General features: G+C 44.1%; 12 protein-coding genes and 1 pseudogene. 8 read left to right on the top strand and 5 right to left on the bottom strand.

The features are described 5' to 3' along the window. The 4 genes and pseudogenes from Q7P41_RS02030 to Q7P41_RS02015 form a co-directional block, all read right to left on the bottom strand. A partial coding sequence (locus tag Q7P41_RS02030) for an NAD(P)H-dependent oxidoreductase subunit E (RefSeq protein WP_303881743.1) occupies positions 1 to 231 on the bottom strand: 231 nt, incomplete at its 3' end. 116 nt (positions 232 to 347) lie between these two features. Continuing rightward, positions 348 to 548, bottom strand: coding sequence for a hypothetical protein (locus Q7P41_RS02025; protein WP_303881742.1), 201 nt, complete (start codon positions 546 to 548; stop codon positions 348 to 350). 260 nt (positions 549 to 808) lie between these two features. Beyond that, positions 809 to 2,245, bottom strand: a complete 1,437-nt coding sequence (locus tag Q7P41_RS02020) for an aspartate aminotransferase family protein (protein ID WP_303881740.1) — start codon at positions 2,243 to 2,245, stop codon at positions 809 to 811. A 387-nt stretch (positions 2,246 to 2,632) separates the two neighbouring features. Then, positions 2,633 to 3,136 (bottom strand): annotated as a pseudogene (locus Q7P41_RS02015) (UPF0236 family transposase-like protein); the annotation flags it as partial. On the opposite strand from Q7P41_RS02015, the gene Q7P41_RS02010 reads away from it, so the two are divergent. The 8 genes from Q7P41_RS02010 to Q7P41_RS01975 all read left to right on the top strand — a co-directional run bounded on the left by Q7P41_RS02010 (position 3,099) and on the right by Q7P41_RS01975 (position 11,929). Beyond that, a complete protein-coding gene (locus Q7P41_RS02010; protein WP_303881739.1) occupies positions 3,099 to 3,599 on the top strand; it encodes a BMC domain-containing protein in 501 nt (166 codons plus the stop codon). The pseudogene Q7P41_RS02015 and the gene Q7P41_RS02010 overlap by 38 nt on opposite strands. Beyond that, positions 3,586 to 4,488, top strand: a complete 903-nt coding sequence (locus Q7P41_RS02005) for a glycerol dehydrogenase (RefSeq protein WP_303881737.1) — start codon at positions 3,586 to 3,588, stop codon at positions 4,486 to 4,488. The genes Q7P41_RS02010 and Q7P41_RS02005 overlap by 14 nt, the downstream gene beginning before the upstream one ends. A 757-nt stretch (positions 4,489 to 5,245) precedes the next feature. Beyond that, positions 5,246 to 6,361: a nickel pincer cofactor biosynthesis protein LarC gene (larC, locus tag Q7P41_RS02000; RefSeq protein WP_303881736.1), complete on the top strand. Its 1,116-nt coding sequence runs from the start codon at positions 5,246 to 5,248 to the stop codon at positions 6,359 to 6,361. Between the two features lie 79 nt (positions 6,362 to 6,440). Next, entirely contained in the window at positions 6,441 to 8,072 is a 1,632-nt protein-coding gene (locus tag Q7P41_RS01995; protein WP_303881735.1) for an ABC transporter substrate-binding protein, read from the top strand. A 62-nt stretch (positions 8,073 to 8,134) separates the two neighbouring features. Continuing rightward, a complete protein-coding gene (locus Q7P41_RS01990; protein WP_303881734.1) occupies positions 8,135 to 9,061 on the top strand; it encodes an ABC transporter permease in 927 nt (308 codons plus the stop codon). A gap of 13 nt (positions 9,062 to 9,074) precedes the next feature. Further along, complete coding sequence (locus Q7P41_RS01985) at positions 9,075 to 9,956, top strand: ABC transporter permease (RefSeq protein ID WP_303881733.1); 882 nt, start codon at positions 9,075 to 9,077, stop codon at positions 9,954 to 9,956. Between the two features lie 9 nt (positions 9,957 to 9,965). After that, on the top strand, positions 9,966 to 10,952 hold the full coding sequence (locus Q7P41_RS01980; protein WP_303881731.1) for an ABC transporter ATP-binding protein: 987 nt from the start codon (positions 9,966 to 9,968) through the stop codon (positions 10,950 to 10,952). After that, entirely contained in the window at positions 10,952 to 11,929 is a 978-nt protein-coding gene (locus tag Q7P41_RS01975; RefSeq protein WP_303881730.1) for an ABC transporter ATP-binding protein, read from the top strand. Before Q7P41_RS01980 ends, Q7P41_RS01975 begins: the two co-directional genes overlap by 1 nt. Before the next feature lie 177 nt (positions 11,930 to 12,106). Here the strand turns inward: Q7P41_RS01975 and Q7P41_RS12680 are convergent. Next, on the bottom strand, positions 12,107 to 12,225 hold a 119-nt coding region (locus Q7P41_RS12680; protein WP_369693125.1), incomplete at its 5' end, for an SDR family oxidoreductase.

Genomic DNA, 12,225 nt, shown 5'->3' with positions numbered 1-12,225 from the left:
TATGATCTTTTCTCCCTTTGGGGTCAAACTTAGTGCTTTATAGAACGTGGCCACGGCAAAGACCCGGCTTTCAGGTATATCGAAATACTCGGCTATTGAACGCATCGCACTTGTTGGTATATAGCGGAATCTATCTTGCACATCCAGAAGCACTTGTAGCAAAAAGCGTGGATTTCTTTCGTACCGGGCTAATAAGTCATCAATCACCATATCGGAGGTAATGCTTGACACTGGAGAACCCCCCTTTTTTTTACAATCCCCCACTTGATTCCTTTACTATAAATATAATAGCATTCCTCTACCAAAACGTGAAGAGCTTGCCAAAAAACTTGATATGGCCATTAAGCCTATCGCCAAGACGACGATGGGCAAAAATAAGGGTCCTTCTTTCTTATATTTTCTTTCATCAACCAATTCCCTCGTCTTTTAAGCAGATCGCGTACCCTAGTTCCATCGGGCATCTTCCACCGAAGTTGAGCATAACTCCCTTTATCTTCTCCAGTGTATTTCGCTAAAGAACCATACAACCATATATCTAATTCGATCATTCATCTTTTCTCCATAATATTATTATACTACTTAGTTTCGATCTAACCAACAACACCGATTGACGCGGTCTTCAAGCAACTCCTTGATGAAGTTTGGTGCTTCTGTAGTAAAATATCCTTGTTCGAGTTGGGACCCTCCTTTATGAATTTTTGGTGTTACAAAAACTCATAAAGGAGGGTCCCTTTCTTTTTTACCTCTGAAAATCTCCTACAAATATTTTACGCGATCTGAAACTGTTTTGACCTGCCCTAGCTTAATATTAATCACACATTTTATCAAGTTCCGCTAAGCCGTAATCTAAAGCATCCATAGCAATATCTATTAAGTCAGGAGTAATGGTGCAATTTGGAGAAATATTCACGCAATTGGGTTGGAACCCCTCAAACAACACGCCTTTCTCTAAAGCTTTGGCCCCGATTATGTTGACAGGCCAATTTGCAATATTGTGGCCTAAAATCGCACCTCTGTCTTCTGCGACAAAGGGCTCACGTTTTTCTTTATTTTTGACCAATTCTACATTCCACAGACATCCACTGCCAGAAAAGTACCCGACACATTTATGTTTTTCTTGGAGTTCAGCCAGTTTTTTGCCTATATATTCACCGATTTTGGCGGAATTTTCGATGACCTTTTCCTCGACGAGTACCGCTAGATTAGCTACAAGCGCTGCCATCACGACCGGATGCTCTGAGAAGGTGGGAACTGATGTCCACCGATGTGCATTTAATAGCTTGGCTATCTCTTTGTTTACCGCAACACCACCACAAGGAAGCTGTGAGCTTATCAAGCCCTTAGCCATTGTCATTATATCAGGCTTTGCTCCTCCACCGTATTTCTGGTAGCCAAACCACGTACCGAGTCTACCAAATCCGCAGAGCACCTCATCGTCGATCCATAGTATTCCATATTTTTTAAGCATTTTCACTAACTGAGGATAATACTCTGGTGCTGGTGCGATATTGCTGGCACCGTAAGCTATTTCTGTAATCATAGCGGCGATGCTTTCTGCGCCTATACTTAGGATCATGCTCTCGGTAAGGGTAACGCAGGGTAGAGTGCCATCGCCCTTATCCTTGCAATCTGGGTATTTATGTCCTAAGCTACATCTATAGCAATTATGTCCCGGAACTACATAAACCCCAGGCACATCTGCTCCCGGTAAAGGTCTATATCCTGGTTCAGTTGCTGAGCTAAGATAGCGGGCAACAGAGCGAAGGCGAGAACATGCGCCCGACCCCAAGGTCCAACCATGATAAGCCCATTGTCTGGTAATGATGTTTGGGCGATTAGTATATAATTTTGCAACTTGTAAGGCCATTTCAACTGCTTCGCTTCCAGTAGAAACGAAACGTACGCCGCCGCACCATTCATCAGGGCCAAGGATATCCTCTACTAAGGTCTTTGCGGCTATTGGCGTATATGGATTGGCAAAACAAACTTCACCTACATAGCCAAAGTCCTCAGTTGCTTCTCTTATTGCCTGGGATATCTTTGGGTGTTTTAACCCTGCATTGCAGCTATAATATCCGCTTACCATGTCTAATAGCTTAGTGCCATCGGATAGATAAATGAAATGCTGATCTACCTTTTCGGCTATTTTTCTTGCAATTGGCACTTCTTCTGCTGTTAAAAGAGGATTTAAGAAGTACTTCTTTTCCCACTCCATAAGTTGCTCCCAATTGAACGATTTTTTCATTTCTATTCACTCCTCTTGATATTTTTGAACATCTTTCCGACGAGCAGCAGTCGTCAAATTGCCGGCCGATTATCTTTACTTCGCGACTTTATGCTATTCTTCACCACCTCCTGAGGTCGATTTGCACTGTTAGATCAATGGACATACCAATGTATCCGCAGAAAATATTACATAGAGAATCCTATCGGTCAACGTTCATAGGCAATTACCCTTAGAACCATTGACTCGGAGGTTATATAAATACAACCTTATTAATTTATTACTACAACTAATCATACTAGATATAGTAATAAATGTCAACTGAAAACGAGGACCGCGTCAAGTTTTTGTAGGATTTCCATGAACCACTCCCCAATGTGTCCTAAGGGGCAACGTCTTTTAGGTCAGTTAAAAATCAAACCCGCCATGACATATGCCCTTTAAGGTCGTGTATAAGGGCGTCACCTTTCCCGTTTTAAGTACCGTTATGCTTCCAAGCTCGCTTGCAACGGGACCTAAGATCTCCTCCAGGTTCAAGGTGAATTTGTGTCTTTTGTCCGCATTCTCACCTTCTTGGTCTTTTTTCTTTACCTGGCCTGCCGTTTCTACCAGCTTTATGGCCACTGCTTCAGTCAGCCTTTCGTATTTATCCAATCCTAATGCTTTGTCCAGGGGGTAGATGTACGCGTTTCGCTTTTTGTCGTAATAATAGGTCCTCTTGAAAGATATATCCCCAAAGATGGTATAAACGCTTCTTTTGTCGCTTCTTCTTTCTACGACTAACCCTCTTTCCTTTCGAGACGTTTTGTCCTTTAATATGGCCTCATTTGCAAGCTCGAAGTAAGCCTTTATCAGTTCTCGGATAAAGGCCTTCATGATCCGAGAAAGTTTGTCTTTAATTTCCGCTAACGTCAAACTTTTTCATGCCTCACCGATATGTCCTGGAAAGTATTTGATAGTCGTATGGGGGCATGTCGGTGCCGTCAAAAACGCCCTTAATGCTGGAAGACAGGTAGCAGACGAGATGTTGACCGATGAGATGTTGCTTCCTAACGTTCACCCTTCCGTGTTTCCTGCCTTAGCATGCACTACGGAGGTAAGCGAGATGGGAGCCCTCGGTGTAGTTGAAGCCATGGCGGCACCTTGTATTATCGAAGCCGCAGATACAGCTGCTAAAGCGGCTAAGATTTTGCTGATTGAAATCCGATTGGGCAGAGGGATGGGAGCCAAATCCTTCTTCTCTATGGGAGGAGATATTTCAGAGGTAAAAACTGCCCTTACGGCTGCAAAAGAAGTGATTATTGACAAGGGTTTGCTTGTTGATATCTCATTTATACCAAACCCCCATCCCGATTTAAAAGGTGCAGTGTTATAGCATTTTAAAAAAGGATATAAGACTGCTTCTGTGTGCAGAAGGTGCCGATGTTCTCATCGGCGTTGGGGGTGGCAAGGCGCTTGATACGGCCAAAGCTGTTGCTGAGTATTTAAAAGTTCCTGTAGCTACAATACCCACTATAGCCGCTACTGATGCACCTTGTAGCGCTCTGTCTGTAATTTATACGTCAGATGGCGTGTTCGACAGATACTTTGTCCTTCCCAGTAATCCAAATTTAGTTTTAGTAGATACAGATATCATAGCCAAAGCCCCGACGAGATTGTTGGTTTCCGGCATGGGAGATGCTTTAGCGACTTGGTTTGAGGCAGAAGCATGTAATTTTACGAAAGCTCCCAATATGCCTGGAGGCGAAGGCACGTCTGCTGCTTTAGCTTTGGCAAAATTATGTTACGACCTTCTCCTCGAATATGGGTTAGATGCCAAGATCGCTTGCGAAGCTCATGCTATAACTCCTGCTCTGGAAAAGATCGTGGAGGCCAATACATTGCTATCGGGTATGGGATTTGAAAGCAGCGGACTTGCCGCTGCTCACGCCGTACATGACGGTCTTACTGTATTGGAAGAAACGCATCAATTCTACCATGGAGAGAAAGTGTCATTTGGAACATTGACACAACTTGTCCTTCAGGACGCAGATCCGGATACTATATATGAAGTGCTTGATTTTGCGTGTTCCATTGGACTGCCGGTCACATTAAAACAATTGGGTCTTGCCGGTGCAAGCTTTGAAAAACTCCTGCCGGCGGCGGAAGCCGCTTGTGCAGAAGGAACGACCATGGCAAACATGCCTTTTAAAGTGACACCATCCATGGTCGTCAATGCTATGTTGGGTGCAGATGCCCTTGGCAGAGCTTTTTTAAAAAGTTAAAAATGATTTTTTGTGCTGAGTGATTGAATGTCATGACCAATCATTAAAATGCCAATTTTAGCTGAAAGATATCAAATATCTGTCCCCAAGTAGAGTTTTGCCATAAAGACGGCAAGGCAAAATATGGTATTGCCTTAAATTCCGGCCATCTGGACCAGATGTTAAAATCCCCCGACTAACATGTAGGAACAATCCTGCAGCTTTTTCTTTTGACAATCCCACAGTTCTGCGGATTTCAGGAGATTGACTGACAAAGTCAGGAAAAAGTATAATAAATAAAATATAATAAATTTTGATGCAATTCCTGCGTTGTTAGGGGGAGATTTACTAGAGTGTTCAAATGGCCTTCTCTCATGGTGGCAAAGGCCTTAAAGATTAACCATCACATAATAAATTTGGTGATATTTGCGTAAAGGAAGCAGGATTTAGAAAAGAAGATATAGGAACTTTAGCACGCGAATTTAACCTTCCCTTTTGGGAGAAACCTTCTTCTCAATGTTTGGCGAAAAAAATTTCCTATGGGACCATATTAAAACAAGAAGTCTTAGAGCAAGTTGTCCAAGTTGAGGAATACTAGTAGTTTCTGGACTTCAAACAGGTGACTTCCCGATGTTTCGATCCTAGAATAAAAAGAGCATAGTCCATAATATATGATATAAAGGAATTTTTATAAAATCAGGTCTTTTATTTTGCTGTAATTGATTTAGAAGGATACAAGGGCGGCGAGATGGATCGTCTAATTAAGGAGGCAAGGAGCATGATAATATTTGAGCCCCATTTATCAGGAGTGAGCGGAGACATGCTTTTAAGTGCCTTGGTAGATCTAGGCGCCGATTTTTCTTTGCTAGAGCGTTTTAGCTCCGTGACGGGCATAGAAGGTGTTGCGAGTGTCAAGATCAAACGAGAAAGGGTAAAAAAGAAGGGCATAATGGCCACGAAGATAGACATAGAATTAGATGAACATGTCCATTCGAGGCATGGTCACGAAATGAAAGAAATATTGGCAATTACCTCAAAGACTGTAGAGGCTTCAACCTGGGCTTATGAAAAAGCAAGTGAGGCGCTCGATTACTTGCTGGAAGCAGAAGCCGAAGTGCATGGTGAGGAGCCCGAAGAAGTTCACCTTCACGAAGCAGGAAGCTTTGACACAATATTAGATTGTCTGGGTTACTTCATGCTTCTTGAAAACCTCGAGGAGAATAAGGTTTTGTCAACTTCCATATGCGTCGGAAGTGGCGTAGTTAAGACCTGTCACGGGTTGTTGCCTGTGCCCGTTCCCGCTGTGACGGCCATCGCTTACAAAAAGGGCATACCTTTAATTGGGAATGAAATCGAGGCGGAACTTGCGACTCCCACTGGCGTAGCCTTACTAGCAGCTTCGGCAAATTTCAGCAAGGCGCTGCCTTCAATGGTACCTTGTAAGGTAGGATACGGGACGGGAAGCAAAGATCTGGATATAGCTAACGTCTTAAGGGCGACCATTGCGAATGAAGAGGACTTTGAAGAGATGGTCTTGGTGGAGACGACCTTAGACGATATAACTGGAGAGGAAATCGGATTTGCCCTTACGAAATTGCAGGAGGAGACAAAGGAGGTCCATCTGCTTCAGGGAATTGGTAAGAAGAACAGGCCCGTTTTTGTCCTCCGACTTTTGGTAGAAGCGGGTAAATTAGACGGGGCGATTAAATCTTTATTTGAAAATACCACAACGATAGGCGTCAGGTATTGGCCCGTTTCTAGGACCAAGATGGAGCGAGTCATCGAAACAAAATTCAGTGATGCTCGCTTTGTGCGCGTCAAGGTCTCTCGTCATGGGGATCTGCAAAAGGAGAAAGTTGAGTTCGATGATTTGACAAAACCAGAAAAAGACTAAAGAGTCAATATAATCAATATAAATAGAAGGATTAAAGAAATACAATTAAAGAAATACAAATGAAAGGTGGCGAAGTGGTTTGAGAAAGCTGTTTGGGTTGTTTTTAGTGTTAGCAGTGTGTCTTCCCATGGTTTTTGGTGTGCATCAGGCAATGAGTCAGGAGCCGAAATATGGAGGTGTGTTAAGGTGGCGCGAGGTAAGTGATCCTCCGAAGCTGGATCCCGCAATGTCAACCGATACGACTTCTTCAAGAAATGTGTACCTCATGTTTGACATGCTGGTCGAAAACGATCCCGATGGGAAAAGTATCGTACCCCGATTGGCTGAGAGCTGGGAGGCCGGCCACGACGGTAAAAGTTGGACGTTTCATTTGAGGAAGGGCGTTAAATTTCACAAAGAAGCTTTAGGAAAACCGACGGAAAACGGCGGCCGGGAAGTTAAAGCTCAGGATTGGAAGTACTCCTTCGAAAGGTTAATAAAGATTAACTCCCCTAGAGCTTACTTCATAGACATGGTAAAGGGATATCAAGACTTCGTGGATGGCAAAGCCGATGAATGGGTCGGCATCAAAGTCGTAGATGACTATACCTTGCAATTCGAGCTGGATTACCCATTTTCTCCATTCTTAAGCGTGTTAGCTTACAACACTTTCGTCGTCGTGCCTAAAGAGGACGCTGAAAAATGGGGAAAGGAGTTTAATTTCCATCCAGTTGGGACGGGCGCCTTTATATTGGAACGCTGGGATCATGATCAAAGGCTGGTCTACAAGAAAAACCCCGACTATTGGAAAAAGGACAAGGAGGGAAGGCAGCTTCCCTATCTGGATAGCGTAGAAATCCTTATAATACCAGATAACACAATAGCTTACGAAGAATTTAAAAAAGGAAATATAGATGTTCTACCAGCTCCTCCGGATGAATACTATGAGGAAATTAAAGCCACTTACTCCCACATGTTACAAGAACGGCCTGAACTTGGGACCTATTATTACGGTTTTAACAACTCCAAACCTCCCTTCAAGGATAATTTGAAGCTCAGACAGGCCTTTAACTATGCCGTAGACAGGGAAGCTATAAACGAGCTTGTCATACACGGACGTTATTACCCTGCCAAAGGAGTTCTTCCTCCCGGCATGCCCGGTTACAACCCTGACCTCAAGGGTTACGAGTACAATCCTGAAAAGGCAAAGCAGCTCCTTGCCGAATCCGGTTATCCCGATGGCATAACCGTAGACTTTAACGTCAATAACGATCCTCGCCATACCCTCATATCCGAGGCCATCCAAGCGCAGTTAAAAGATCTAGGGATTAACATTAACATTAAGGTGTTGGATTGGGGTGTACATTTAGATTTATGTGAACGTGGCGAAACTGAAATGTTCCGCATGGGATGGGTGGCCGATTATGCCGACCCGGACAACTTCCTTTACGTGTTGTTACATTCTTCTAACCATGGCTCTAGGGGAAATTATTCCTTTTACAGCAATCCGAAAGTCGATGAACTGCTTGCTACAGCAAGAGTTGAGACGGATTGGGATGAAAGGATGAAGCTTTATCAGGAAGCCGAGCAGATGATCGTGGATGATGCTCCGTGGTTGTTCCTTTTTCACTATACTACCAGTTTACTCGCCCAAGAACGGTTGAAAAATGTTCACCTTCCAGCTTTTGGAGATTACAGCACGCCACTAGATACGGTATGGATCGAAGAATGAATGCGAAGTAGAAGTGGGCGGGAAAATCCGCCCACTTCTACGGAAGTACAGGAGGCAAATCAATGTTTTCTTACATAGTAAGAAAGTTATTATACGCGGTCCCTGTTATATGGGGTGTTGTAACCATTGTTTTCATATTGATGGCTATCGTGCCCGGCGATCCCGCAAGACTCATGATGGGACAAAGGGGCGATCCTGAGACGTTGGCGAGAATTAGAGCAGACCTTGGCTTGGATCTTCCCATTCATAAACAGTACGTTAGATTTCTAAAGGATTTGGTAAAGGGCGATTTAGGTATCTCTTACAGGAATAATGAGAAAGTTGTAGATGCCTTGCTCACCCGTTTTAAAGCCACATTGAAACTAGCATTCTGGGCCATGGTGTTGGCATCGGTTTTAGGTATACTAGCCGGAATTGTTTCTGCTGTAAAACAGTATTCAATCTTCGATTATTCGGCCATGTTCATCGCAATATCGGGCATAAGTGCGCCTGTGTTTTGGGTGGGTTTGTTGCTCCTTTTAATATTTGCTTACACGCTTCATTTGATCCCGGGGGTGGGGTATGTTCCAGGCGATTGGCGCTATTACGTCCTGCCCGTTATAACGCTGGGCGTAAGGCCTGCTGCCTTGATAGCGAGATTGACCAGGTCATGTATGCTCGAGGTATTGACGCAAGATTACATTCGTACCGCAAGGGCAAAGGGTTTGCACGAGAGGATAGTAGTTATGAGGCACGCCTTGAAGAATGCTTTAATCCCCGTCGTGACCATAGTTGGAACCCAAGTTGCCGAGCTGCTTTCTGGCGCTGTTTTAACGGAAACCATTTTTGCGTGGCCTGGAGTGGGTAGATTGGCCGTCGAAGCCCTTATTGCTAGAGATTTTCCGATGATAAGAGGAACGGTTATATTCATGGCTATTATATTTTTAGTCGCCAATTTGATCGTAGATATTTCTTACGGGTTTATAGATCCCAGAATTCGTTATGATTAAGGGTGATCCAAGCATGACGAAGAAGAGTAAAATTGGCGGCCTATGGTATGAAGCATGGCTCAGGTTCAAGAGAAATAAACTCGCCCTGGTAGGACTGATCATGGCCATATCTATTATCGTTATTGCAATATTTGCGCCATTGATAGTTCCTTATGATCCTTTTGAGCAGCTTATATGGAAAGAAGGCAAAGAAGCGAGGCTCGCTCCCCCAAGCTTGAAGCATCTAATGGGCACTGATATATATGGCCGCGATATTTTAAGCCGTATCATATATGGCGCGAGGATTTCCCTGCAGATAGGAATATTTGCTTCCATCGTTTCTTTGATCATAGGTGTGCCCTTGGGTGCAATGGCGGGTTACATAGGAGGGGTGGTCGATGATTTGATATCGTGGTTAATAAATGTCGTTTTTGCTTTCCCTTTCTTGCTCTTCGTGTTAGCCGTTATAGCAGTTTTCCAAAGCCCTAGCTTAAGAATTGTTTACATTGCCATTGGGCTGGTTAACTGGGTAGGAATAGCAAGGGTCGTCAGAGCACAATTCATGTCTCTGCGAGATAGGGAATTTGTAGAAGCGGCTAAAGCCCTCGGGTTGCCAAGAAGAAAGATAATCTTTAAACACATTCTTCCCAATGCAATTGCCCCAGTCATAGTTCAGGCCACATTGGGCATGGGCGGTATCATAATGACGGAAGCGGGTTTAGCGTTTTTAGGGTTCGGTGCCCAGCCTCCTACTCCCAGTTGGGGCCTTATGATTTCTGAGGGACAAAAATATTTGAGCATTGGCAAATGGTGGTGGGCCATATTCCCTGGCTTGGCAATTATGTATACGGTGCTTGCCTTTAACTTCTTAGGAGACGGCTTGCGAGACGCTTTGGACGTAAGGCTAAAAAGGTAGGTGAGGTCATTGAATCTGCTAGAGATTAAAGATCTTAAGACTTATTTCGACACTGATAGAGGTCTCGTGAAGGCGGTAGAAGGGGTGACCTTACATATTGGCCACGGTGAAACCTTAGGGGTGGTGGGGGAGTCGGGGTGTGGTAAAAGCGTAACTGCCTTATCGGTGATGAGACTGCTACCGAAGCCTGCTGGAAGAATAGCCGGAGGTAAAATTATTTTCAAAGGTGAAGACCTCACCGAAGCTACTGAAGACAGAATGCGCCAAATAAGGGGAAACAAAATTTCAATGATATTTCAAGAACCAATGACCAGCTTGAATCCGGTATTGACGATAGGATTTCAGATAATGGAACCATTGATAATCCACCAAAACATGAGCAGCAAGGATGCCAGGGCAAAGGCCGTAGAAATGCTTCAAGTTGTTGGAATTCCCGACCCAGAGCAAAGAGTTGATGAGTATCCTCATCAGCTTTCGGGAGGACAGCGTCAAAGGGCCATGATCGCAATGGCTTTGGTTTGTAGGCCTGAATTATTGATCGCCGATGAACCTACCACTGCTTTGGACGTTACCATTCAAGCCCAAATCTTAGATTTAATGAACGAGCTGCAAAGGGGGTTCAATACTGCCATAATGCTAATTACGCATGATTTAGGCGTAGTAGCAGAGATGGCCCAGCGCGTTGTTGTAATGTATGCGGGATTAATAGTCGAAGAAGCTCCCGTCGAGCCGCTATTTTACGAGCCATTACATCCTTATACGCAAGGTTTGCTCGCGTCCATTCCGCGGATTGACAAGGATGTCGATAAGCTGCATGTAATTCCCGGCTTCGTCCCAAGTCCCTTTGAATTCCCAAGGGGATGCCGTTTTCATAATCGCTGTGACAAGGTATTTTCTAGATGCTCTGAAGAGGCACCTCCGTTGTACACTCTGGGTAATGGACGCATGGTCAGGTGTTTTCTCTATGAATCTGACTCGATCGGGGGTGGTGCATAATGACCCATACAGCTCATTTCTTAGAGGTCAAGAATTTGAAGCAATACTTCCCAATTCGCAAAGGAGTATTTAGAAGGACCGTGGGATACGTTCGTGCCGTTGACGATGTATCTTTTCATATCGATGATCAGGAAACCTTGGGATTGGTGGGAGAATCAGGGTGTGGCAAGACTACGACGGGAAGAACGATACTGCATTTGCTTGATCCTACCGAAGGAGAAGTGTTTTTCATGGGAGGAAACGTGAGGGATAAATTGCGCGATGACCCCCGTGAAGTCAGGCAAAAAATGCAGATAATTTTTCAAGATCCTTATGGTAGCTTAAATCCGCGCATGACTGTTAACGAGATCGTCGGTGAGGCAGTGCGGTATTATGGCTTGTGTTCGAAAAAGGAGCTTGGCGACTACATATCTGAGGTTTTATTGAGGTGCGGATTGCTCCCGGAACATAGATTCAGATACCCTCATGAATTTTCGGGGGGACAACGTCAGAGGATCGGTATAGCTCGTGCCTTAGCTTTAAAGCCTAATTTCGTTGTATGCGATGAACCCGTGTCTGCTCTTGATGTTTCCATCAGGAGCCAAATATTAAATTTGCTCAAGGATCTGCAGGAAGAAATGAAGTTAACGTATCTTTTCATTTCCCATGATTTAGCCGTGGTAAGACATATATCGGATCGTATAGCGGTGATGTATTTGGGAAAATTGGTTGAGATGACGTCAAAAGTCGAGTTTTTTGATAATCCCTTACATCCCTATTCCCATGCTTTGCTTTCTGCAATACCGGTTCCAGATCCTGCACGACAACGTCAGCATATCATCCTTGAAGGAGATGTGCCGTCTCCGGCAAATCCTCCGGAGGGTTGTAGGTTTAACCCCAGGTGTAAGTATGTCATGGAAAAATGCAAAAAAGAGGAACCGCCTCTAATAGAAGTGGGTGCAAACCATTTTGTAGCCTGTTTTTTGCACGATAAATGAACATATATGCGATAGATCAAATTTTCGAAAAGCGTAGGGACAACTGGTGCGATCATGATGTGTTCTAGGTTTGGAAAGAGCGTTTTTGGATATGGCAGGCGGGGGTTGTTAAGTTCTTGTCGACAAACCCATCGTCTCATCTAGTTGCCCATGGGGCTTAAGTGAAATATTTATAATTTATTCTTCGGTTGGCAATTCCATAGCTTCAGTCGACTCGGGGAGTATTTGTCCTCCATCAACTACTATCGTTTGTCCCGTTATGAATTTTGCAAGGTCAGATGCTAAAAATGCAGCTG

Source organism: Acetomicrobium mobile, assembly GCF_937920065.1.
The sequence above is the reverse complement of the archived record's forward strand: the minus strand, read 5'-3'. Positions and strand labels throughout refer to the sequence as shown.